Annotated in this window: 22 protein-coding genes; 16 read left to right on the top strand and 6 right to left on the bottom strand. The window is 42.1% G+C overall.

Features of this window, described 5'->3' with window-relative positions:
• Nucleotides 1-42 precede the first annotated feature (42 nt).
• Nucleotides 43-702, top strand: coding sequence for a GntR family transcriptional regulator (locus M2419_RS13800; protein ID WP_227550329.1), 660 nt, complete (start codon nt 43-45; stop codon nt 700-702).
• A 33-nt stretch (nt 703-735) separates the two neighbouring features.
• On the opposite strand, the gene M2419_RS13795 is transcribed toward M2419_RS13800, so the two are convergent.
• A complete protein-coding gene (locus M2419_RS13795; RefSeq protein ID WP_153848015.1) occupies nt 736-1,533 on the bottom strand; it encodes an SMP-30/gluconolactonase/LRE family protein in 798 nt (265 codons plus the stop codon).
• 160 nt (nt 1,534-1,693) lie between these two features.
• Between M2419_RS13795 and M2419_RS13790 the strand changes: the two genes are divergently transcribed.
• The 7 genes from M2419_RS13790 to M2419_RS13760 are packed head-to-tail and all read left to right on the top strand — an operon-like array spanning nt 1,694 to nt 10,145.
• Nucleotides 1,694-3,016: an aspartate aminotransferase family protein gene (locus M2419_RS13790; protein ID WP_153847381.1), complete on the top strand. Its 1,323-nt coding sequence runs from the start codon at nt 1,694-1,696 to the stop codon at nt 3,014-3,016.
• 9 nt (nt 3,017-3,025) lie between these two features.
• Nucleotides 3,026-4,204 (top strand): galactonate dehydratase, encoded by a 1,179-nt coding sequence (gene dgoD / locus M2419_RS13785; protein ID WP_075991901.1) that lies wholly within the window; start codon nt 3,026-3,028, stop codon nt 4,202-4,204.
• 16 nt (nt 4,205-4,220) lie between these two features.
• On the top strand, nt 4,221-4,988 hold the full coding sequence (locus M2419_RS13780) for an SDR family NAD(P)-dependent oxidoreductase (protein ID WP_259255259.1): 768 nt from the start codon (nt 4,221-4,223) through the stop codon (nt 4,986-4,988).
• A gap of 3 nt (nt 4,989-4,991) precedes the next feature.
• Entirely contained in the window at nt 4,992-6,383 is a 1,392-nt protein-coding gene (locus tag M2419_RS13775; RefSeq protein ID WP_153847383.1) for a hypothetical protein, read from the top strand.
• Nucleotides 6,364-7,929: an SLC5 family protein gene (locus M2419_RS13770; protein ID WP_153847384.1), complete on the top strand. Its 1,566-nt coding sequence runs from the start codon at nt 6,364-6,366 to the stop codon at nt 7,927-7,929. The genes M2419_RS13775 and M2419_RS13770 overlap by 20 nt, the downstream gene beginning before the upstream one ends.
• 40 nt (nt 7,930-7,969) lie before the next feature.
• Nucleotides 7,970-9,181, top strand: coding sequence for a M20 family metallopeptidase (locus tag M2419_RS13765; protein ID WP_259255258.1), 1,212 nt, complete (start codon nt 7,970-7,972; stop codon nt 9,179-9,181).
• Nucleotides 9,174-10,145, top strand: coding sequence for a Gfo/Idh/MocA family oxidoreductase (locus M2419_RS13760; RefSeq protein ID WP_227550280.1), 972 nt, complete (start codon nt 9,174-9,176; stop codon nt 10,143-10,145). Before M2419_RS13765 ends, M2419_RS13760 begins: the two co-directional genes overlap by 8 nt.
• A 13-nt stretch (nt 10,146-10,158) precedes the next feature.
• On the opposite strand, the gene M2419_RS13755 is transcribed toward M2419_RS13760, so the two are convergent.
• The 3 genes from M2419_RS13755 to M2419_RS13745 are packed head-to-tail and all read right to left on the bottom strand — an operon-like array spanning nt 10,159 to nt 12,302.
• Nucleotides 10,159-10,836: a YiiX family permuted papain-like enzyme gene (locus M2419_RS13755; RefSeq protein WP_153847386.1), complete on the bottom strand. Its 678-nt coding sequence runs from the start codon at nt 10,834-10,836 to the stop codon at nt 10,159-10,161.
• Nucleotides 10,837-10,851: 15 nt separating this feature from the next.
• Nucleotides 10,852-11,808 carry a hypothetical protein gene (locus tag M2419_RS13750; protein ID WP_153847387.1) on the bottom strand — a complete coding sequence of 319 codons (957 nt, stop codon included), beginning with the start codon at nt 11,806-11,808 and terminating at the stop codon, nt 10,852-10,854.
• A 2-nt stretch (nt 11,809-11,810) separates the two neighbouring features.
• Nucleotides 11,811-12,302 (bottom strand): hypothetical protein, encoded by a 492-nt coding sequence (locus tag M2419_RS13745; RefSeq protein ID WP_153847388.1) that lies wholly within the window; start codon nt 12,300-12,302, stop codon nt 11,811-11,813.
• A 704-nt stretch (nt 12,303-13,006) separates the two neighbouring features.
• On the opposite strand from M2419_RS13745, the gene M2419_RS13740 reads away from it, so the two are divergent.
• From M2419_RS13740 to M2419_RS13720, 5 genes are all read left to right on the top strand, one after another.
• On the top strand, nt 13,007-13,819 hold the full coding sequence (locus M2419_RS13740; protein ID WP_153847389.1) for a ribose-phosphate pyrophosphokinase: 813 nt from the start codon (nt 13,007-13,009) through the stop codon (nt 13,817-13,819).
• A 10-nt stretch (nt 13,820-13,829) separates the two neighbouring features.
• Entirely contained in the window at nt 13,830-15,320 is a 1,491-nt protein-coding gene (locus tag M2419_RS13735) for a nicotinate phosphoribosyltransferase (protein ID WP_227550281.1), read from the top strand.
• A complete protein-coding gene (gene nadE, locus M2419_RS13730; RefSeq protein ID WP_153847391.1) occupies nt 15,310-16,092 on the top strand; it encodes an NAD(+) synthase in 783 nt (260 codons plus the stop codon). Before M2419_RS13735 ends, nadE begins: the two co-directional genes overlap by 11 nt.
• Nucleotides 16,093-16,278: 186 nt before the next feature.
• Nucleotides 16,279-17,190: a hypothetical protein gene (locus tag M2419_RS13725; RefSeq protein ID WP_153847392.1), complete on the top strand. Its 912-nt coding sequence runs from the start codon at nt 16,279-16,281 to the stop codon at nt 17,188-17,190.
• A 3-nt stretch (nt 17,191-17,193) separates the two neighbouring features.
• Nucleotides 17,194-17,898 (top strand): NrtR DNA-binding winged helix domain-containing protein, encoded by a 705-nt coding sequence (locus M2419_RS13720; protein WP_153847393.1) that lies wholly within the window; start codon nt 17,194-17,196, stop codon nt 17,896-17,898.
• Nucleotides 17,899-18,019: 121 nt separating this feature from the next.
• Here the strand turns inward: M2419_RS13720 and M2419_RS13715 are convergent, their stop codons facing one another.
• Both M2419_RS13715 and M2419_RS13710 read right to left on the bottom strand, forming a co-directional pair.
• Nucleotides 18,020-18,580, bottom strand: coding sequence for a hypothetical protein (locus M2419_RS13715; RefSeq protein WP_159728789.1), 561 nt, complete (start codon nt 18,578-18,580; stop codon nt 18,020-18,022).
• A 48-nt stretch (nt 18,581-18,628) separates the two neighbouring features.
• Complete coding sequence (locus tag M2419_RS13710; RefSeq protein WP_153847395.1) at nt 18,629-19,186, bottom strand: hypothetical protein; 558 nt, start codon at nt 19,184-19,186, stop codon at nt 18,629-18,631.
• A 174-nt stretch (nt 19,187-19,360) separates the two neighbouring features.
• Here M2419_RS13710 and M2419_RS13705 point away from each other — a divergent pair, with 174 nt between their 5' ends.
• The 3 genes from M2419_RS13705 to M2419_RS13695 are packed head-to-tail and all read left to right on the top strand — an operon-like array spanning nt 19,361 to nt 24,644.
• The gene (locus M2419_RS13705; protein WP_259255257.1) at nt 19,361-21,838 is read left to right on the top strand and encodes an SEL1-like repeat protein; all 2,478 of its coding nucleotides are present in this window, start codon (nt 19,361-19,363) and stop codon (nt 21,836-21,838) included.
• 25 nt (nt 21,839-21,863) lie between these two features.
• Entirely contained in the window at nt 21,864-24,413 is a 2,550-nt protein-coding gene (locus M2419_RS13700; RefSeq protein WP_153847397.1) for an SEL1-like repeat protein, read from the top strand.
• A 3-nt stretch (nt 24,414-24,416) separates the two neighbouring features.
• Nucleotides 24,417-24,644, top strand: a complete 228-nt coding sequence (locus tag M2419_RS13695) for a hypothetical protein (protein WP_153847398.1) — start codon at nt 24,417-24,419, stop codon at nt 24,642-24,644.
• Nucleotides 24,645-24,721 lie beyond the last annotated feature (77 nt).

Here is a 24,721-nt window from a genome sequence, read left to right as displayed (position 1 = left end):
ATACATTGTTTAAATTTTTTTAATGATTTTGTATTCTTATTTTTGCATAAAATTGTATACAATATGAAAGAGGATTCGCTTGCCTATAAAGTTTATTTAGAAGTACGTAAGAAAATTTTGTCCAGTCAGCTGTCTGGCGGGGCAAGATTGGTGGAGAGTGCTTGGGCGGATAAGATGGCGGTGAGTAGAGTGGCTGTTCGTGAGGCTTTTATGCGTTTAGCAGGGGAGAGTCTGGTTGAGTTTGGTGAAAAAGGTGGCTGCTTTGTGAAGAAAATGACGGTCGAAGATGTGAAGGATATTCGTGAGCTGCGTGAGCTGTTGGAGATAGGCGCATTAAAGATTCTGTTTTCAAAGAAAAGTAAAGAGCTTATCGAAGATTTGGAACTGATCTGCAACGATTTTTCCGACATGGTCAGTAAAGGCTATTATGGTGGCGCTTGCGAGGCGGATGTTCGTTTTCATGAGCGGATTATTGAGGGAACTTGCAATTCAAGGTTGATTTCTATTTACAAGAATAGTAACATCCCCTTATTCCATATGAAACTCGGGGCTATTATGGGGCAGATGGAAGATTACCTGGATACGGAGAAGGAGCATCGCGCTATTGTTGATGCACTGAAAGCGGATGACTGGAATAAAGCTTATACCACCTTGGTTCATCATTTGGATCGGGGCGAGCAAGAGGCGTTGGAACTGGTTTAATATTTTTTTGGATTTTTATAGCGGGTCTATTGTTTACAATAGACCCTTTTTTGTGCTGTCCGACTGCAACAATTGCCCTTTTTCAGCTTCTGTAATCATTAGTCCCTGAATGCCTTTTGGGTCTAAAGCACAATTCGTTGGATTCTTCCCCGGCGTAGGTATTTTCTCGGTCGTCTTGTTTTTGGTATCAATGGATAGGATATGTTGCGATCCATAAATCGCTGCAAAAAGATAATTGTCGTGCGTGAGGGCTATGCCGTCCGGGCCGATACTACCGCCTGTTTCTGTGAATTTTTCGATGTTTTCCACCTGTTGTGTCAAGCTGTTCCAGTGCATTTTCCAGATCCATTTTGTGCCTGTTTCAGCGACAAAAAGCGTACGGTTGTCTGCTGCAAAGGCCAATCCGTTTGGGTAAAAAAGGCCTGTGTGGATCTTCGTAAGCGCACCATGTTTATGTAGACAGCAGATGTAGCCTGTGCCATCTTCCAGGTCATTTCCCGGGCAGGAGAATAGTAGGTTCCCTTCGGTATCAAAACATAAGTCGTTGGGCATTTTTAATGGCTTTCCTGCGATTTCCGTGACTATTGTCGTACAGGTTTTGTCGAAGGGATCGTAGCAACGGATGCTGTTTTGTTGTGAGTCGCAAAACCATATTATGCCATTTTTATCGATTGCAATTCCGTTGGGATGTCCATTCACAGCTATTCTGCTATACTGATTGTCTTTGTAATAGATCAAGTTTCCTGCTTCTTTCTCCACAAGCCATAGGCCACCCTCCCGGTCGAAAGCGGGGCCTTCTGGAAAAAGAAGTCCTTCAATGAGAATGTTCATTTTTAAATATTTTAAAATTTATTTTAAATGTATACAAAAATATTGTAATTTGGTATACATAAAATAAGATGTATTTAAATACAATTTATTGATGACTGCAACATGTGTGGCGGTGATCGTCCAATTATAACAATAACAAATAGCAAAACTTTTAATAGGCATGCAAGAAAATGAAAAATCAGCCGCGATACTGCGGGAGAATGCAAGATGGATACCTGGTGGAGTGGTATCGTTAAATCGGAAGTCAGATCCGAATATCTGCTTCGTCAAAGGGAATGGTAGTTTGGTCGAAGATATTGATGGGAAAAGCTACATAGATTATCAGGCTGGATTTGCAGCATCCTTTCTGGGGCATAATGATCCTGACGTGAACGCCGCAGTGTTACAGACATTGCAGGAACAGCAGGTATTGATGGGGGCTGGGCCAACGCTACTGGAAGGTGAGTTTGCGGAGCTTTTTTGTCAGTCTGTTCCTTCGGTGGAGAGCGTTCAGATTACAACTACAGGGTCGGAAGCGACTTATCATGCGATCCGTATTGCCCGTGCAGTAACAGGGCGTGATCATGTGATTGTTATGCAGGGGGGCTACAATGGCTGGCATAACGATGTGGCCTGCAATGTGATCAGTCAACGTGCAGATGTTGGCTCATATCAAAGTCCGGGGGAATATCCATTCGATTCATTAAGTGCTGGCATTCCCAAAAATCACAGCGATTTAGTACACATTGTCAACTACAACGATTTGGAAAGTGTGCTGTATGTGGTTCAAAAATATGATGTTGCCTGCATTTTGTTGGAACCTATTCTTCAGAATATCGGTATTGTAAAGCCAAAGGAAGGTTACCTGGAAGGCTTACGCAAGATGGCGGACGAGCATGGATTTCTGTTGATCTTTGATGAAGTGAAAACTGGATTTAGACATGCGCTGGGCGGCTATCAGTCGATCTGTGGTATTCAGCCGGATCTTTCAACTTTCGGAAAGGCGGTTGCAAACGGCTACCCATTGGGTGTTATTGCAGGAAAGAAAAAATATATGGATTACTTTGTAGATCCTGATAAGTCGAAGCGGGTGATGATTGCCGGTACTTTTAATGCTTTTCCATTAACGACTGCAGCGGCAATTGCGACATTGAAAAAATTAGGCAGCTCCGAGCATCGAGTTTATGAGCACGTAGAAGCACTGGGTGCGCGTTTGGAACAGGGATATAACGAAATATTTCCTAAATTAGGCGTACCATTTTATGTCGCACGTCAAGGATCTGCCTTCTGTACATATTTTATGGACCATGCGCCAGTCAATTTTCATGATATTTTGGATAACCACAACTTTGAACTGGATACCCAATATCGTAAAAAGCTTATTAAAGAAGGGATTTTCAATTTCCCGGCACCAATTAAACAAGGAAGTATCTCCTTTGCGCATACGGAGGATGATATAGACAGAACGTTGGAGGCAACTGAACGCGTAATAAAAAGTTTGTAAACCCTAACTATGAAAATAACCGCTATTGAAACCTTTGTGTGCCATGCGCGCATGCGAAATTGGATTTTTGTCAAAATTATTACCGATCAGCCCGGACTTTGGGGCTGGGGCGAAGCCACCTTGGAATGGCATACGCAAAGTGTGGTCGGAGCAATCAAAGATATTTCTCAATTGTTGATCGGTGAAGATCCGCGTCGTATTGAATACCTGTGGCAGATGATGTATAGACAACACTTCTGGCATGGAAACGGGATCGTTCGTGGCACGGCCATCAGTGGTATCGACATCGCCTTATGGGATATTCTAGGTAAAATTCACAATGTCCCTTGTCACGAGTTGTGGGGAGGCCGTGTGCGTGATTATATCCGTTTGTATTGTCATTTAGGTGGAGGTCGCATGGAAGATTTTTATGAGACTGCTCCGGATGATGCCAAGCGATTTGGTGATCTTGCACTGAAAGCTGTTGACGAGGGTTTTACCGCTTTTAAATCGATGGCTGTCCCAGAGACAATGTCTTTGGAAGGTCTTCGTCCAATTAAATATGCTGAAGCTTGCGTGAAGGCGATGCGTGACGCTGTTGGCGACGATATTGATATTATGGTGGATTGCCATGCGCGGCCAAGCCCACGTATGGGGATGCAATTTGCGAAAGCATTGGAGCCTTACGGCCTGTATTTCTTTGAAGAGCCATGCTGGCCAGAGACCATGGAAGATATTGCCTTGATTCAACGGGCAGTGACGACACCTATTGCTTCAGGCGAACGTTTGATCGGAGTGCATGCATTTCGGGATATGCTCGAGAAGCGGGCAGTGAGTGTGATTCAACCTGATATTACCCATTGTGGCGGTCTCTCTGAAGCGCGTAAGATCGCAGCTTTGGCTGATGCTTACCGTGTATCTATGGCGCCACATAACCCTCAGGGACCTGTGAGTACGGCCGCCTCCATTGAGCTGGGATTTGCAACACCATCCTATATTATTTGCGAAAGTGTGCATAAGGACGTTGAATGGCGCCAGGACGTGGTTACCGAAGGGTTTACAGTTCAAGAGAAAGGGCGGATTGTTCTGCCGAATAAGCGTGCTGGTTTGGGTATTGAAATCAATGAAGAAGAGGTAAAGAAGCATCCTTTTCAACAGGAAATATTGCAGCGAACCTTCTATAAAGACGGTAGTGTAGGGGATTGGTAGTCTAAAAATAGCGATAATGGAGGAATATAAGAATAAAGTCGTATTGATCAGTGGGGGACTTGGTGATATCGGAAGGGCTATGGCTGAAGCATTTTTGACCCAGCAGGCAATTGTATGCATCTCGGATCGGTTTGAACCACAGGCGGCGAGAGAGCGATGGTCCTTGTTGGATGACGCTGGAGCGCGTCTGTTTTATGATCAGGTCGATGTAGCGGATGCCAGGCAGGTGGACGCCTGGGTGAAACGCATAAGGCAGGAGTTGGGCGCAATATCCATCTGTATCGCGAATGCCGCATGTGTCACTATTAAAGATTTCAGCACGTTAAGCAACGAGGAATGGAAGAATGAAATGGCCGTTAATCTCGACGGTTCATTCTTCCTGGCGAATGCCTGTGCAAAGTCATTTGTGGAGACTGAGCTTGCGGGCTCGATCATTTTTATGGGTAGCTGGGCTGCACATGCCGTACATCAAAATTTACCAGCCTATAGTGTCTCTAAGGCGGGCTTGCGTATGCTTTGTCAGGCCATGGCTCTTGAATATGCATCACACGGAATTCGTGTCAACGAAATTGCACCAGGCTATGTCAATGCCGGGTTGAGCAAAGTGGTCTGGTCATCAAACGCCGAACTTCAAATGAAAGCAAAGGCTGTGGTGCCACTTGGCCAGATTATAGAAGCTGAAGAGGTTGCTAAACAGGTGCTATGGATCTGTTCGGACAATTGTAAACATATGACTGGTACCGCAATTGTGATGGATGGTGGACTGTCTTTGATTAGACCTTAACGTATGCAACAGAAAGACCTCTTGAAAGAAACGACGGGTAGTTTGTACGGAAGATTTGGACTTAGCCAATGTGATATTACTCCACCGATCGGCATCTATTCCCGTAATTGGGGGGCAGCTGCATTTGACCGGGCAACCGCTGTTCATCAACCTTTGATGATGCATTGTCTATATATGCAATCCTGCGATGGCTTGCCAGCAATCCTGCTAACAGCTGATTTAGGCTGGTGGAAAAATGCCGCTGATGAACAAAATTTGCGATTAGCATTGCTCAGTCATTTTAATCTGGCTGAATCGCAGCTGATTTTTGCGCTATCGCATACCCATGCGGGGCCTAGTATCTGTTCGACAGATGCTGCGGAACCTGGAGGTGAACTGATTTTGCCTTACCTTGAATTCCTCAAACAGCAGGCGATATCTTGTGTTGAAATGGCACAAAATGGGCTATTTAAGGGAAGTCTAACCTGGAACTATGGTGTATGCGATTTGGCCAGCAACCGCGATCTGGAAGTGGATTCTCATTATCTGATTGGTTACAATCCATTGAAAGAAGCAGATACAACCTTGTTGGTCGGACGGTTGTATGATGAAACTGAAAGCTTAAAAGCGGTTATTTGTAATTATGCCTGCCACCCAACCAGCTTTGCTCACGAGAACGATCTGCTCTCGCCCGATTTTGTCGGCGAAATGCGAAATACAGTAGAGCGCTCGTTATCCGTGCCTTGTCTTTTTTTACAGGGCGCATCAGGTGATTTAGCTCCACGGAGACAGTATGTAAAGGATCCAGCACTGGTCGAAGCCAACGGAAAGCAGTTGGGTTATGCTGTTCTCGCGACGCTGGCGCAGGAACAGCATAGTCATAAAAACTGGGTTTTTAAGGAATCCTTGATTTCGGGGGCTCCATTGGCTTGTTGGGGATTTCGGGAACAGACCGCTCCAATCGATTTTAAGCAAAGGGTATTATCCGTCAAAGTGCCTTACAAAAAACTGCCTAGTCCCGAAGCAATTTTGAGTGAATACGAACGCTGTACGGATCGTGTTATGAAAGATCGCCTTTGGCGGAAATATAATACCCGTAAATCCATTGGAGATCAACAGGAAGCTATTATTCCGGTGTGGATCTGGAAAATGGGAGATGCTGTGTTGGTGGCGCAGGCCAATGAAGCCTATTCCCGTTATCAAATCGAAGTGAGAGCCCAATTTCCAGATCATACGATCGTTTTTATCAATATCGCGAATGGCTATGTGGGGTATCTCGCACCGAAGGAGCTTTATGATAAGGATATTTATGCTGTGTGGCAAAGCCCCTATGCCAGCGGCGGTCTTGAAATACTTATTGAACAAACTAAATTAGGAATTCAAACATTATTGACCGATGAAACTCGATTGGATTGATGTCGTTATTTTTGCCGTATATATTATTGGTATAGTGGTATTGGGCTTATACGCTTCGAAAAAAAACTCCGCCTCGAAGCGGGATTATTTTCTTGCGGGTGATAAGCTGCCCTGGTGGATGATTGGCGGAAGTATCATCGCCGCAAATATCAGCAGCCATCATCTCGTTGGCGCTATGGGGGCTGCTTATAGTCGCGGTTTTGTCGCGATTACCCTGGAATGGGGAGCGATTCTAATCGGTTTTAATGCATTATTATGGATCTTTCTCCCTTTTTATATCCGCAACGGTTTCTATACGATTCCTGAATACCTCGAAAAAAGATACGGCAACGCTACCCGCGTGTTGTACGCTATTTTGATCTTGTTTACCTATGTTTTTGTGGAGATTGGGGCCGTTCTTTATTTGGGCGGTCTGTCGCTGCACGCTTTATTCGGCATTCCTATTTTATACAGTATTTTTGGAATGGCAATTTTGACCGGTTTATATACCGTTTTAGGCGGCCTAAAAGCGGTGATATGGACGGAGATGGTACAGCTTGTCATTTTGGTGCTGGGTGGAATAGTGTTAACTTTTGCTACCATTGATGCGGCAGGAGGTTTTCAGTCTGTGGTAGAATCCTCCAAGGATTGGAAAATGTTTTATCCTGCATCTGACCCTGACTTTCCCTGGACCATGTATTTAGGCGGACTGTTGTGTATCAGCGTGTTTTATTGTGCTACGAACCAATTTATTGTGCAGCGCGTATTGGCGGCAAAAAATGAATGGCATGGGCGCATGGGTGTCATCTTTGGTGACTATCTTAAATTTTTGGTTCCCTTGATTATTACTATTCCAGCATTGGTGGCTCCAAAATTCCTGCCGCATCTCGATCAGCCCGATTTACTGTTTGCGACACTCGTGGAAATCTTATTGCCCAAAGGTCTTGTTGGCTTGGTGATGGCAGGGTTAATTTCGGCCATCATGTCCCATATTTCAGGAGCGATCAATTCCTGTACAACGATTCTGACCGTCGATATCTATAGCCAGTATATTAATAAAAATGCAAGTGACTACGAAGCAGTCCGTTTTGGTAAGCGCGCCGGAGTCGCTATTATCGTGCTCGGAATCATGAGTGCGGTTGTACTGATCAGTTATTCGGATAAACCAGTTTTCCTTTATTTGATGAATCTATACGGTCTTTTTACGCCAGGTATTGCAACGATGTTTTTAATGGGGGTGTTTTGGAAAAGAACCACATCGCAGGGTGCTTTGACAGCAGGTTTATTGACAATTCCCCTTTCTTTACTTTTGGAATACACCTTACCTGAAATGCCGTTTTTTAATAGAACAGGTATTGTATTCTGGACTTGTATGATTGCTTGCGCAGTAGTCAGTTTGTTGACACCTGCGGTCTCAGAAGCAAGGTTAAAAAATCTTGTGTTGACGGGCGAGTCTTTTCAGGTGCCGGATCAAGATAAAGCCGCTTACCGTGGATTTCGAAATCCGACCCTATGGTGGATAATTATAACGGTGTTGGTGCTCTATTTTTATGTACGTTATTTTTAGCTTAACTTGTTGAAGTGTTATACTTTTAAAACTTACCCAGATGATCGACCCAATACTGAAAGAATTAAATGCCAAGATAGAGAACATTTTTCCGAAAATCGTTGCAATACGCCGACATATCCATCAGCATCCTGAATTGTCTTTTCAAGAATATGAGACAAGCGCCTATATTCAGCAACAACTCAGTGAGTTGGGTATACCATTTGAGATTGTCGCTCAAACAGGTGTTGTGGCTGTACTGACCGGTCAAAAATCGGCGAGTGATGATATTGTGGTATTACGGGCAGATATTGATGCTTTACCGATAGACGAGCAAAATGATGTGGGATATAAATCGAAGAATAGTGGTGTCATGCATGCTTGTGGCCATGATTTTCATACGGCTAATCTATTGGGGGCAGCGTCTATATTAAATGATTATAAAACGGAGTTTTCCGGTAAAATTGTTTTGCTATTTCAGCCTGCTGAGGAAAAGATTCCTGGCGGAGCGATTCAGGTTTTGGAATCCGGGATTCTGGAATCTTTTGGTGGAACGATTAAAGCTGTGCTGGGTTTACATGTAAGTCCCCGTGTTTCTGTAGGAAAAGTCGGTTTACGTTCCGGGCGATTTATGGCCTCGAGCGACGAGTTCTATTTCACCATTAAGGGACGTGGCGGCCATGCTGCGGAGCCACATCGGGCTGTTGATCCCATTATGATCGGCGCGCAGTTACTCACCACATTACAGCAAGTTGTCAGTCGGAAAGCCAACCCTGATGTACCGTCTGTATTGACCTTTGGTCGTTTTATTGGAGATGGCGCTGCCAATGTTATTCCTGAGGAAGTTAAATTAGCCGGAACATTTCGTACAATGGATGAGGTATGGCGCAAGGAGGCGCTGGAAATGGTTGCTGAAATAGCGGCAACGCTTCCCGTGTCGCTTGGTGCAAAGGTAGAAGTTGAAGTCCGGCATGGTTATCCCGCGCTTTATAATGATCCCGCGTTAACGCAAAAAGTCAAAACAATTATCGCGGAGACGATGGGGAATAGTGTGCCACAAGATCTCGAAATCTGGATGGCAGCGGAGGATTTTGCTTATTATTCTTATCGTTATCCCGCATTGTTTATGTTGATAGGTACAAATAATGACGATTCTACCACACAACATGGCCTTCATAATCCACAGTTCAATCTGGATGAAAAGGCTTTCGAAACATCAATAGCTGTTTTGGTCAATGCAGCTATTTCTCTTTTGAATGAATCAAATGAATAGAAAAAAATTCTTGATGTCCTCCTTTGCATTTGGATTATCCTATGCCGTTAATGCGAATAACACGGTGTTCTCGAGGCATGATAACGTAAAAAAGATTGGGATCATTGGGCTAGACATTACACACGCTGTTGCTTTTACAAGAGCGATTAATACAGCTGCTAGCAATCATCCCTACGGAAAATACAGGGTTGTTGCGGCTTATCCCTATGGAAGCAAAACAATTCCCTTAAGTATCGAGCGTATTCCGAAAATTACAGCGGAAGTGCAACAGCTCGGTGTTTCGATTGTATCAAGTATTGCCGAGCTATTGAAAAAAGTAGACTATGTGTTTTTGGAGACAAATGATGGAAATCTTCATCTGGAGCAGGCACTTCAAGTAATCAAAGCTAAAAAACCTTTATTTATCGATAAACCAATAGCGAATTCCTATAGGGACGCTTTTAAAATTTTTGAAGCGGCAAAAAACTACGGTTGCCCTGTTTTTTCATCAAGCTCCCTGCGTTATATTACCGGTCTTCAGGAGTTGGATAGGACTAAGGTAATAGGCGCAGATGTCTATTGTCCGGCAGTAACGGAACCTTCGCATAAGGATCTGTATTGGTATGGCATCCATGGGGTCGAAATGTTATTTGCATTGATGGGACCGGGATGCCGCTCGGTAAAAACTATTCAGGAACAGGGTACTTCGTTTTATGTTGGGGAGTGGGCGGATGGAAGAATTGCCTCACTTCGGGGTATTCGCGAGGGGAAGGATGATTTTGGTGGAACGGTTTTTTTGAAAGATCAGATTGTCCATTTGGGACAATTTATGGGGTACGGCCCATTGTTGGATAAGATCCTTCCGTTTTTCGAAACGGGTGTAAGTCCGGTTGACGAAATGGAAACCCTGGCAATATGCGCATTTATAGATGCAGCCGAAGAAAGTAAATTTAATGGTGGAAATGCCGTTCAGCTTCAAAAATAGGAGGCGAGCTCGCTTAATAATTACTCGTCACCGTAATCAACAATGGACTATTAAAAATTGAGGCGGGTGATATGACCGTTTCATTCAGCGGAACATTGTTACCATAACGTTCTTTCAGCTTAGTTTTCACTTCGGGGCTGCTTAAATCAAAATCTTTCAGTTTTTCAAGCTTCCCAACTTCGATGCCTACTCCACGCTGGTATATTTTCCAGATCAATTCCGAGCAGTAGATCTTATCGTCTGACCATTCGAATGTCGCGTCGTAATTTTTTCCGAGAAAATCTTTGCCGATTGCTTTCATTTTGGCTAGTTTCGAATTGGTCAGTACCTGGTCAGCATTTTTGAGGCGCTTGACCGCGTAATGCTGCTTTTCGCCACGCTGAATCCAGTGTTCTAACTTAGTTACAGTTACGGGCTGTACGGCTTCCAGTACGTAAGGTTTGCCCTGCTCGTAAAAAATAATCCCACAATGGGAATACGGAGAACGCGTTGCTAATTGGATGGCCTTGCATTGCGGTGAAATAGAAGACTGAAAGATCATATCGCCATCGTTGAACTGGGGTAGTTTTGAATTAGCATTCGATTGCTTGGGAACCACTGGCTTTTTTTGCGCATGAACTGGCAATGTCAGCGCTGCGGTGATCACAAGATAACTAACAAGAGATATCAGGTAAATAAGTGTCTTTTTCATTGTTTTATTTATGATTTACTGAAATAGTTTAATGATTTTCTTTGATTTGCTCCTTTCGGCGAGTTGAAAAGCAGATAATACGTCGGATTCATACTGATATACTTTATCTTTGGCGGCACCTTTCTGCAAAAGATACTCTATGGCTATGTTGTTTTTCATTAAGATCGCTTTTCCTAGTAGTGTACATTGTGTGAAGCTATAATCCGCTTTAACTTCATCTATACCCAGACGGTTCAGACTATTTAAAGAGCTTTTACGGATAAAATCCATGTCGTTTTTTTCTATTGCCGCCTTCAGTATTTCGAAATCATCGACTTGTCTGTTTCTGGTCAGAAATAAGTGATGAAATTGTTTGGCAATAGCATACTGATCCTTTTCTAAAATCCGATGAATGGCATTGCTGCTAAATTCTTCTACCGTGGAAAATCCATGCAGCTGACTAAAAAATAAAAGTATATTTTCAAAAGGGAGCTTGGTTGCTTCCACCTGCATTAGGCCGTCCAAATCGTTCGTGTCGAATAAGTTCTCCATGTGTCTGAGACTGTCCAAAGCGATGAATTGAAATTCAGGTTGATAGTCCGCGAGCCAATTGGAGGATTTGGATATGACAAAGTTGTTATCAGTAACCCTATAGTTGATGGCGGTAGCCGGTTCGGCATAGTTGATTATTGTTATTGTGCTGTCTGATAGTTCATAATATTTTGAACGAAGATGCTCTGCCGTTGCGGTCGGGAAAAGTCTGTTGAGATTGATCTGTATAGCGTATACGCCCATCGTGTCGACAGGCAAATTATAACAAAGCGTCCCTTGGTCCGTAATGTAAAAGGGTAGTCTGTTTCCTGTCTGCTGCTGTGACTGAAAAGAGATCTTGTTTTGATATGCAAACAACGATGTTGCAAGACCGGCTAGTAAGTAAAGAAGGCAAAGACCTGTTTTTAACCCTAAGCGATTCATTGGATAAAATGATAGCATGACTAATCGTGGTATTGTTCTAAAAACTGATTGATCTGATTGGTTAATCCAAACGATTCGGTTTCCAGTAAGTTGATCTCAGCTTGTATCTCAAGTGTAGTCGGCGATAAGATTTGTTTTTGATAGACCTGAATATCCAGTTCCAAAACCGCTAATTGTAATGCTAGAAGCTGTTTGCCTTCTGTTGTATGGAGTTGTAGTTCATTAAAAGCATGTTTTAATCGTTCTAATTCAGCGATTGATTTTTGGACGTCATTTTCATCGGCCTTGCCAAAGTTTGGATAAGCTTCTCCTAATGTACGAAAAGCATCCAGGTATTCTTCCTCCGACATTTCGTAAATATTCGAATATAACATATTGTACGCATCGATGGCGTCATAGGTCTCCGCATCCATTAAGTCTTCGCGATAGTCCTCGACCAATTGTCTGATGTCTTGAGATTCAATCTGTAAAATTGACTCAATATCCTGTTTGATAAGATTGGCTAATTCCATGCTTTATGCTTAAGTAATTCAAATTCTTTGTTAGCACATTGTGGGCTGACAAAGAATTTTGTGACTTTGGTATAGACAAAGATCATGTTTTATCGCAAAATTTCAATCCCTATAATCAGCTAATTTTTATTGAAACTGTCTCTCAGCGGTTTTTTATCACCTGAACATTTCCTATAGGCCTGTGCAGTCAACATTTCCATCACATTTTTCTGTCTTGTAGTACGTGTTTTTCTTTCTACCCGTTAATCAAACAAAGAGCGGGAAGCTGTACTAGCAAACAGGGATCCGAGTGGTATCAAATTTTACTTTTTAACATTGTTTGTTCAGTGCTTGTTCAGTGATCGTTCAGTGCTTGTTCAGTGATGACTCAGTATATACTGTATAATCAATGAATGATCACTGTCTAAGTATTGATTAAAAATTGTTATTAGATACAACTTGGTATGCGTATGTTTCGATCTAATACTTATCTTGATTAGCTATACGCTAATCAGGAAATCAGTTTCATGTTCACTATTTAGAAATGGGGGATGAATTTTGCGTCACGCAGTTTTATTTAAATTATTTAACTTATAGTCAGTATTTTATGTATTGTTTTTTGATTTTATGAGTAAAAAGTACTCAATATATTTTGCAAGCTTAAATTTAATCTTCATATTTGTTGAGTAAAAAGTACTCAATAGTAGAAAGCAAAATTAAAAGCTATGATTGTATTAAATAAGCATCAGATAGTCACAGAGCAATTTCCAAATGGGGAGACAAAAGTGAAAGATTTTGATCAGTTGATCTTAAAGAACAATCTCATTGAATTTACTTATCAGGAGGATGGGGATTTAATCCGCTTGCTTTTTGTCAAAAAGCGATTGGATGAAACCGAAGCTGAAACTTGTCGGTTACTGATCCGTTATATGCCTTATAGCCGTATGGATCGCAAAATTGAAGGTGATTTATTCACATTGAAATATGTGTCGGAGTTTATCAATAGTTTGCAATTTGATACGGTATCTGTTGTCGAACCACATTCCAATGTGACGCTGGAGCTACTGGCGAACAGTGGTGGGCTTTATCCGGCATTGGACTGGTTGCCACAATTAATGGAAAAACTTGATTTTTCGGAATCAGATCGGATTGTTTTCCCGGATAAGGGAGCCGCGGCACGTTACATCAACAGTGGCTATGAAAATAGCTGTGTTTTTGAGAAAAAGCGGAACCCACAAACAGGCCGGATCGAAGGGATGGAACTTAAGGCCGGAGATATTCCGCTCGGCGCAAAATGTATTATTGTCGATGACCTGTGTTCGGCAGGGGGAACATTTCTTTGGGCCGGGAAAATATTGAAAGAAATGGGAGCCAGTGCAGTCTATCTTTTGGTCACACATTGCGAACCCCGAATTTTTAAAGGGAATCTGCTGGATGATGATTCACCGATAACCAACGTCTTTACCACCAATTCTATGATGGATACCAAGCACCCCAAAATAAATTATATCAACTTAACGACTGAAAGCTATGTTTAAATCAATGAGCATGAATCCAATACTTTGGACAGATGGTTATAAATTGTGCCATAAGGATCAATACCCTGCGCATACGCAATGGGTTTATGAGACTTGGACGCCACGCATGTCCCGCATAGAAGGCATTAGTCATGTTGTATTTTTTGGATTACAGGGGGCCTTGGCCGAAATCACGAATTCATTTGATGCAAACTTTTTTGCTCAACCGGAAGAAGAGGTCGTGGCGGCTTACGAAGAGGCAATCGCAGCCGTTTTTGAAAATACAAACGCAAAGTTCGCATCGATGCATGAATCGAAACATATTCGCGACTTACATCGGCTGGGGTACCTTCCAATTAAAGTAAATGCTTTGCCGGAAGGTAGCCTGGTGCCTATTGGCGTGCCAATGTTTACCATTGAAAATACACATCCCAATTTTTTCTGGCTTCCGGGTTATCTGGAAACACAATTATCGGCCTATATCTGGTCACCGATGACAGCAGCGACAATCGCAGATCGCTATAAAAGATTATTGACGGGTTTTGCCGAGAAAACGAGCGACGTCAATAAAGTCTTTACCCAAGCTGGTGATTTTTCCATGCGTGGCATGGGCTCTCCTGAAACGGCTTATCGTACAGCTGGGGGGCATTTATTGAGCTTCGGTGTCTCAGCTACGCTTTCCGTTAGGGAATATCTGAAATCCTACTATCATGCAAAAAGTGATGTGATGATGTACACCCCGTCTACGGAGCACAGTGTGATGTGTTCTTATGGCGAGGATGAAGTGGAAGCATTTCGGCATCTGATCACCAAGGTATACCCAAGTGGAAATATTTCCATCGTATCGGATACCTATGACCTCTGGAATGTAGTTGACAACGTATTGCCGAAACTGAAAGATCTTATTATGGCTAGGGAAGGAAAAGTTGTTATTCGACCCGATAGTGGCGATCCTGTAAAAATTATCTGTGGTGATGTGGCATCTGATCGCAGTACCGTTCGGAAAGGTATCGTCGAACGTTTATTTGAACTTTTTGGCGGTACGACCAACAGCAAGGGATTTAAGGAGCTGGATCCACATATCGGAGTGGTTTATGGCGATTCCATTACGGTGGATAGAGCCGACAAAATATGTCAAGGTCTGCTCGATAAGGGCTTTGCTTCCACCAATACCATATTGGGAATAGGCTCTTATACCTATCAATATGTTACACGCGATACTTTTGGTTTTGCGTTAAAAGGAACTGCCGAAATTGTCAATGGAGAATTTAAAGCAATTCAGAAACGTCCGGCTACAGATACCGGAAACTTTAAGAAGTCACAAAAGGGTATGGTGGCTGTGGTATTCGAAAATGATGAATTTCGTTTAATAGACAACCTGAATCCAAAAACTATAGCTGAACTGGAAAGTAGAAACCTACTCCAAACCTGTTATTTGGACGGTGAATTTACACACACAACGCGTTTTGAAGAAATAAGGAATAGATTGAAAACTGAAACAATTCGAGTATATGGAAAATAGCGTAAACAAACCGTTTTTCATCCAGGATGAAAACGTTGCACAGTATGCACAATTGATGGCATCCTGGATTGCTCAGAAAGTGAAATCTGCAGGCCGTCAGGGACTTGTATTAGGAATGAGCGGTGGTATCGACTGCAGTGTTGTGGCCTGCTTATGCCGTCTGGCACAAGTAGATGTTCACTTGGTCATGATGCCCTATGGCAGCGATATGAATAATAGTAAAAGTCATCATCATGCGATGGAGCTTATTCAGAAGTTTGATTTTCCGTTTCATGTGTTTGACATTCAGTCTGCTGTTGATGCGTTGGCAATTCATCAAGAACAATTTGTCGCAGAAGCCACAGCCGCTAACCGCGCCTTGAGCCTTGCAAATATTCGCCCACGTGTTCGCATGACGTATTTGTATCAATTTGCGCAACTGGGCAGCAGATTTGTTATTGGTACGGGAAATATGGCCGAAGCTACAGTCGGTTATTTTACGAAATGGGGCGACGGCGCCTACGATCTGAATCCGTTGGCAATGGTTACCAAACAGGAAGTATATACCTTGGCAAAATACCTGGGCGTACCCGAATCTATTCAGTATAAAAGTCCGTCTGCAGGCCTTTGGGAAGGACAGACAGATGAAGATGAACTGGGAATGACTTATGCGCAAATCGATGGGTTTATTTTGAAAGGTACATCGGGCAACCCGGTTATAGATGAACTTATTCGTAAACGTATACAACAATCTGCGCACAAGTTTGCAGCAGTGCCTACGTTCAAGGGTTAATTTTAACTAGTTAAGGCAATCGGCTAGTTATGGCAATCGACGCAAGCACTCCATAGCGGCTAACAGGAGACAAAAACTATGCTTTAATGAAGATGATTTTTAACTGGAAGAAAAGTTTAATGGCTTCATCGTTTTGCGTAATAAATGCGGCGTTGAAATAAATATTGATGAAAGAAAATGAATAGCATGATAACACCATTTGATCAGATTGTCGATGTGCAGCATATTGCCAGCGGCAAAAGTGATAATATCCCGGCAATGCTGGCATTGGCAGAAAAGGAGCAGGTCCGGCCTGCAGCTTTGGACGTGAAACGGACGCTGCTTTTGGCAATAGATGTTCAGAACGATTTTATGGAATCTATTGGGAGTCTTGCGGTCAATGGTTCCAAAGCAGATGTTCAGCGTCTAACACAATGGATGTACCATAATTTGGGCTCCCTGACACAAGTGATGTGCAGTCTTGATTGTCATTCGATGATGCAGATTTTCCATGCCGACTGGTGGCTGGATACGGAAGGAAATCATCCGGAGCCATTTACCATCATTCGCTATGCTGATGTCCGCGACGGTATCTGGCGTGCTGTGAATGGCCATACAGCCTTAGCGCTGGATTATCTTCAGCATTTGGAAGCCGAGGGAAAAAAACAATTGTGTATCTGGCCATATCACTGTCTGGAGGGGACCTCTGGCGCACAGCTTGAGAGTCAATTTACGAATATGCTCTATTTTCATAGTGCTGTGCGTCAGGTAAAACCGATCTTGGTTTACAAAGGACAGGATCCGAATACGGAAATGTATGGTATTATTAAAGCCGAATATGATGGTAATAAATTCGTAAACCATGCTGTACTTGAAGCAATACGGGCACACGATGCCATTTATATCGCGGGAGAGGCATCAAGCCATTGCGTATTGGCTTCGGCGGTGCAGATTTTGGAATATTTTGAACATGATCGGTCCATCACCTCCCGTATTACCTTATTGATAGACTGCATGTCGCCAATTGCCGGATTTGAAGAGCAAACCCTCCTGCAGTTTGATGCTTTAAAAGAAAAATATGGGATACAGATCAAATTGTCAACCGAAGTAAATTTGTAGCACATGACTGCCTCTGTAAAAAAATATGTATATGAATATCCGAGGCCTGCGGTAACGGTTGACTGTGTGATCTTCGGCTTTGATAAAAACCAACTTAAGGTATTATTGACCAAACGGGCAATAGAACCTTTCTTGGGAAAATGGGCTTTTCCTGGCGGTTTTATTCAGGAAGAAGAAACCGCCGACGACTGTGCGCTTCGTAAACTGCAGGAGGAGGCCGGTCTAAAGGATATTTTCCTTGAACAGCTTTATACATTTTCAGACTTAGCACGTGATCCGCGCGGAAGAGTGATCAGCATTGCTTATTATGCGCTCGTCAAGCCTGAAACGTATATCTTGGAAGCGGGTGCGGATATTGAAGCTGTAAAATGGTTTGGCATTGATGAAAACAAAGACCTCGCTTTTGACCATAAACAGATCTTGAATACCGCCATCGAAAGGCTCAAAGGGAAAATACGTTATCAGCCGATCGGTTTTGAGCTTCTGCCCGAACAGTTTACCTTGCCCGATTTGCACAATTTGTATGAAACTGTTTTGCAACGGTCAATTGACCGTGGGAATTTTCGAAAAAAAATCCTCAGCATGGGTTTATTGATCGACCACAGCGATAAGCAGAAAGATCGGCGTGCCAGGGCTGCGAAGATTTATAGTTTTGACAGGGTAAAATATAAAGAACTTACTGAATCGGGGTTTTATTTTGAAGTATAAGTAGAACAGGTGGAGCAGGCAGAAATGAAATAATTCGTATAAGGTCATTTATTAATAATCGGGATTGTTTTATTCTCCTGATCTGTTGCTATTCGTGAACAACAACGAAATCAAGCCGGTGCTAACCCTGAAAATCACCACAATCATGTACTTCAAATTGATCGATCAAAGATTTCTGGGTGTAGTATTTTGCGATACGTTTATTCTTTAGCAACAACGAATCCCCTTTGATTTGTAATTCGAAAATAGGCTCTTTCTCTACTCGCTTGAAGATAAATTCATTGTGCTGGGTCTTTATGATTAGGCCTGTGTCGTTGCTGATAGCGGTAAATTCTTTAATCTGATAGATTTCATTGGAATCACAGACATTGACCAAAAGCAGCTGTTTTTTATTTATTTTGATTTCTGCAAGATCACAGGCATAACATATTCCTGAAAATTCGATACCATATTTCTTGAAACTATTTTTGCTCTCCGGCTGAAGAATATCAATCGGATAAAGCTGATTAAAAAGAGCCAAGTCATCATTGGATGTGGATTTCATCGCCTCCTTTTTCTGTAAAGTGTCTATACTGGCGGGGGTACTAACTGCAATGGCTGTTTTTTTAGCCTCATTCTTTTGTTGGCAGCTAAAAAGCAATGCTATACAGGGTAGAAAAATAGTTTTTATAGTGAACTTCATGGTTATTTTAGGTTAGTTGTACTTTTTTGAAATTGGTTATACTTGTTTTTATTCGATCTCGACCCATTTTTTTTCGAAATAGATCGTGCATACCGGTATATCGGTCGAATCGATGAATTTAGCTTGCACAAAATCACCCTTTGTGTCCACATATTTTAGTTTTGAGCCTTTACTGTCTAAGCCAGAGGTATCGTAATATGCACCCAGTTTGAGTTGAAATGGATTGTGTTCCACATCGTTGGTAAAGATAGAAAACAAAAGCAGCTTCTTAGCCTGTGTGTCTGCCCGCTCATAGCCAAAGAAGCGATGGTCTAAACGTATATTGGAATGTAGGCGTATGATGCTGTCTCGAGAAGTTAGGTTTACATAAGCTGTGGTGACTTCATCAGATTCCAGTACACTTTGCGCATTGGCATGGTCAATGCTATCCAGTTTGGCGTGTTTTGGCAATGCGGTGTCTTTTAAGACAGTATCTTTGACTGGCCTTTCCGTCGTTTTTGCGGGTGCTAGGTGTGCTTCCTGTGGCTTTGATTTTTCCTGACAGGCAATTTGCAATGAAAGAAGTATCAATGCGCCGATATAATAACTGTATTTGAAATGATTCATTGTTCTTTCTGTTACAAAATCCAAACCAAAGTTGCCTAAAATAGGCTGAGAAAAAAATCCCTGTTTTCCGCTAAATAAAAAAAATGATAAATACGGTATTTTTACAGCATTCGCATGATTCTTGTCGTATGGAATGGATTACTGCGATACAACGACAAACAGAAAAATTAGCGCATGGGACATCGTATTTATATCTATAATGTAAATCTCAAAACCAAAGAAACATATCCTTCTTATCTGGCCGAATGGAATTATGAAATTCCTATCCTGATGCTACCTTTATTTTCTGCTCATATTCGTTCCAAAGGCTCACAGCTTTATGCAAACAAGGAAGATGGGATCGCACGACTGCGCTATTTTTATGCGTTGTTGGCTGATAGGTATCAATTGCATTATAAAAAAATATATTTTGAGCCTGTCAACCGGATGTTTGAATTTTTGGAAGAGCTACCTTTTGATGCCTTTCAGATCGATGGACGCGATGTTTTTACCATGAATGAAGAAAATGACGCGGAGCAGGCCAAAGATTGGGTGGCGGAAATAAGAATGAAGACCGCTTTGTATGAACAAGCGGTCGAAGAACAGTCCTTAGATCCGCTGGACCCGCTTGTGAAAGAATCTGGTTATACTTCTTTTTTAGATGCTCTTCAAACCGATTGGATTGATTATGGCTTGGGCTTATGGGCAGAAGGGCTTGTGCAGGAGAAAGGAGCAGAGGTTTTCGAAGCGGAAGGAAAACAAGGATTAAAAAATGCCAAAGGTGATATTTTGGTTGAGGCGATTTACGATGAGATATTTGAATTCAATGACCAGGGGATTGCGGTAGTTCAATCAAATGGACAATATGGCTATATCAATGCTAGCGGCGCTGAACTGCTGTCCTGTCAATATAGCGACGCTTTCGATGCCCGGCATATCAATGGGAACAATTACGCTGAAGTAGAAGTGGCAGGAAAACGTGGGGTACTGCATATGGATGCCAAACAGCTGAGTATACCTGCAATCTATGATGAACTCGACTGGATCGCTTATGGTTTTATAAACGCAAGACAAGGGGATAGCCACATTCTCCTTTCGGCTGAAGGACGATTGATTATTTCAGAACCTGTACCCGAGCCGTTTATGTATGATTATAACAAGTTGTTCTATAACCAACAAAAAGGAACGATAAAAAGGAAATATTACCTAATGGACGGTCAGTATTTAGGGACTTTTCTGGAAGGTAGCCTGGAGCCACTAGCCAATCGATATTTTTGGATTAAACCCAATAAGCTACATCCAAAAATTGCCGTCATTCAACCCGATGGTAATATCTTGGATGAAGGAATTGATCGGATTATAGTCTTGGATGGCTATCAAAGTATTGCCTATCTCAAAAATAAAAGATGGCAGATTTACTCGCTTGAACAGGGGGTATTTCGACTGATGGATAGCCGGATAGATAAAGTAGCTGTAGATAGCATACAGCAATACCGTAAAGATATTTTTGTCGTAGGCTGTGCTCAAGGACAGGGGATTTATGATGCTCATCGAGGGGAATGGTTACTTGAACCTGCTATTGACCATCAGAAAATCGAACATTGCTTTTTGGATTTTATGCGCATACACTGTCCTGCGGGAATGCGCTATTTCGATACGAAGCTTAACTTTTGCAGTGAGCATTACGATTATATTTGTTCGCCTTTTCATTATCCAGCACCTGAGGCAATCTCAGGCGAACTCCTGTTGCTTTTTAAGGGAGAGAAGATCTTTCATCTCGACCTAAGTCGGAATGTGATAGAGATACCCGAAACAGCATTCGGGCATTTATATACAGAACGTTATCAGCTACAGGGGCGTGATCAAAGCTATTTTGTGCAATTTTATCAAGCCTGGACGAAACGCACGGGTGATGGATATGAACAGTATTTCGATAATGACACACTGCTTGAAAGGGGGAAGAAGCTCGATGCTGAAGGGAAGGTCCCCGAAGCCATTCGGCTGCTCAAGATAGCGGCCGATCGGGGCAGTGCAGACTGCCAATATTTCCTTGGAAATATATATACAGATGCAGGCTACGATGGAATGGATATCGCAAAGGGAATGTTCTTCTATGAACAGGCAATGGCGCAGAACCATGCTCAGGCATGGAATAACTGGGCCTTTCTATATGCGACAGCGCATGGTGTTGAATTGGATATTTCGAAGGCCTTAAAAGGGTATCAGCAAGCTGTTGCGCTTGGAGAGGCGCAAGCCATGAGCAACTTAGGGAATTGGTATTACGAAGGAGCCTATGTGGAACAGGACTATGCCTTAGCTTTAGATTACTTTAAACAAGCTGAAAAAGCGGGTATCCCCAACGATGCGCAAATGGCAGAAATCTATTATCAAAAACAAGATTACGCGAACTTATTACGTTATTTAAAAAGGGATACCACAAATCAATTTGCCGCTATCTATTATGGGATTTTGTATGAGGAAGGACTGGGTGTTAAACAAAGTTTGCCAAAAGCCATCCGTTACTATGAACAAGCCAATGAAGAAAACGTGTACGCCTATGCTGTCAATCGTTTGCTGCAGCTGTATGCTGCGCATGGAGCTGCAGCAAACGCGGATAAATACGAGTTTTGGTTAAATTTTGCTAAAGAAAATACTGTTGAAATTGATCAATAGTAAGAGAATTATTATCGCATAGAAAATGGCTCATCGCATATATATTTACAATACAGATAAGAAGGATCAAGATTACTTTCCGCATTATTTAGGGGAATGGAATTATGTGATTCCGCCGCTTTTTTTACCCTTATTTGCTGCTAATCCGAAGGCAAAAGGTACCTTAGTTTATTCCGAAAAGGAGCCTGGAATCCGTAAGCTTCGAGCTTTTTATGATTTGCTCATTCATGAATATAGGTTAAATTCAGAAGCGTTGGCCATGGCAGCTATCGGAAAACTGTTCGATTTTTTGGAGGGTTTGCCCTTTGATTACTTCCAACTGAACGCGAGTGATGTATTTAACATGAGCGATGTTAAACATAGTCAACAGGCAAAAGATTTTGCATTTGAAATCTATGAGAAGAATTTGCCCTATGAAAAAGCAATCGAAAAACAGTCCATAGCTGAGTTCGAATCTATTTTGGCACCCGCTGGTTATACTTCTTTTTTAGCGATGCTCGAGCTAGAATGGGGCAACTATGGCTTGGGCTGGTGGAATAGAGAAGCGATTGATAGTCTGGATAATCAATTTTTTGAAGATCAGGGGCTTTGGGGGATACGCAATGCAAAAGGGGAGGTGAAGGTCGAAGCAAGCTATCAGGAAATTGGTGATTTTGACTATGAAGGGATCGCAGTCATAAAGAAAAATGACCTGTTTGGCTATTTGAATAGGGGCGGAGAAGAAACTATTCCCTGTATTTATTCATCGGCAGCGCCAGCCCAATATGGAGTTGGATCAACCGTTGGTAAGGTGAGCTTAGCTAAAAAATACGGATTGATCAACGTCGGGAACGGAGAAATAATCATACCACTTGAATATGATGAACTCGAAGATTTTGCTTACGGTTATTACCAGGGAAAGAAAGATCAGCAATACTACATTATCGACGCCCAAGGTCAGTTCTTTAATGTTGTTGGTACAGACAAACCGTTTGGCATAGATTATGATGGATTTATCTATCAAGATATTCCCGAAAATAAACTGCGTCATTATTATTCCAACAGAGGTATTTTACTTGGTGCTTTTGCCAGTGGTGCACTGAGCGAACTGCTGTTTGATTTTTATGCGGTCAATTTGAATAACAAAAAGAAAAAATCCGTTTTGTCTCCCGATGGAACTATTTTGGTCAAAGATGTTGATATACTCAATGCTGGAAACGGTCGAGGTGCATTATTCTTTGCGGATTCCGGTAGCATTCGTTTGTATAATCTGGAAGCCCGGGCCTATGTACTGCAAGACTTGGTAATGCAATCCGTTAAAGGGGGGACTGATTTCGGTAATGGTGCCTGGGATTGCTATGTCATCGAAACAGCCACCGGTAGTGGTATCTATCAGGCTGCTGAAAAGGCCTGGCTTATCCCGCTCTCAACGCACTATGTGAAGATTGTATATGCTGCTGTGATGGATTATTTTATTCTGAAAGACCATGCGGGAAGATATTACTATTTTGACGCAGTGCAAAGGGCCCTCAGCTCCGCCTATGATTATGTCTGTGCAAGCGTTAATCACTATCAGGATCTGATGTTATTGCAAGGTGACCTCTTGTATAAAAAAGGCTACGATGGTGTGGAAGTAATTCAGGAAGAACAATATGGGCAATTTCTGAAGAAGCTGGATCAATTGTCAGGGGAAGATTTTGATGTATGTAGTCGTTTTTTTGAACGATGGAAGACTGCAAAGGGCGATAATTTTGAATCCAGCTATGATAGTTATACCTTGTATCATATGGCCTTAGACTGCTACCGACAGGGCGATGTTGAAAAGGCGATGCGCTATTTTACCTTTTCTGCCGACCAGGGAAATGAAAGCAGCATGCATGAACTTGGGAATATCTTTACGGATACCGATAGCGAAGACAATCGTTTTTTAGATTTGGACAGGGGAATTCAATATTATGAACAGGCCGCCCAAAAAGAATATGCCCCTGCCTGGAATGCAATTGGCTACCTCTTTCAGTATGGAATCGGCTATAACAAAGACTTGAAAAAGTCATTTGACGCTTACATGAAAGGAGCCAAATTGGGGAATGGCTATGCTTTGTCCAATTTAGGTTACTTTTATTCAAGTGGGACCTATGTTGAAGAAGATCTGGAAATAGCCCTCACTTATTATCAGAAAGCGGAATTAAAATTAGTTGAAAACAACAGCAATATAGCCTCTATCTATTACAGTTTGGAAGATTACGATCGTCTATTGGTTTACTTGAAAAGAGATAAGGACAATAGTTATTCCAATATTTATTATGGATTGCTCTATGATCAGGGACTGAAATTTAAAAAGGACAGTAAAAAAGCGATCCACTATTTTGAGCGTGCCAATGATTATGGCGTTTACGAAAGCGCCACAGCTCGCTTATTGGATTATTACAAGAATGATCCTACATTTAGAAATCAGGAAAAATTTGTCCATTGGTTAGGTTTTGCAAAAACCAATGAACTGGATATCGAACAGGATTTATTGCAATGGGATAATCAGTCCGAAGATTCACATGCAAGTTCTTCCTTTTTTAGTAAACTATTTAAAAAGAAAAAGTAAATCATGTTATCATCAGCAAATATAGATTTTAGTGGCATTCTGATCGACTTGATCATGATTGTTTTTTTTGGATTTGGAACGATTTATACATTAACGGTAGGTATTGTTCATTTCGTAAAGAAAAAAACACGAACCGCGGGGTATTATTTTCTGTCGTTTTTTCTGTCGGGCCTTATTGGACTCCTGATTGCAGGATTGCTGGCCTTTTTGTGGGCGATGTCATTGTCGTAAAGTGAAGGCAATAAAGTGAATTTAGCACAATGATCCTTTGACTGCCAGTCAAAAGATCATTGTGCTATGTAATTCCA

The sequence above is a fragment of the Sphingobacterium sp. BIGb0116 genome, from assembly GCF_024808035.1.
GTDB lineage: Bacteria > Bacteroidota > Bacteroidia > Sphingobacteriales > Sphingobacteriaceae > Sphingobacterium > Sphingobacterium paramultivorum.
Note: the sequence above shows the minus strand (reverse complement) of the source record. Positions and strands in the feature narration are given on the sequence as shown.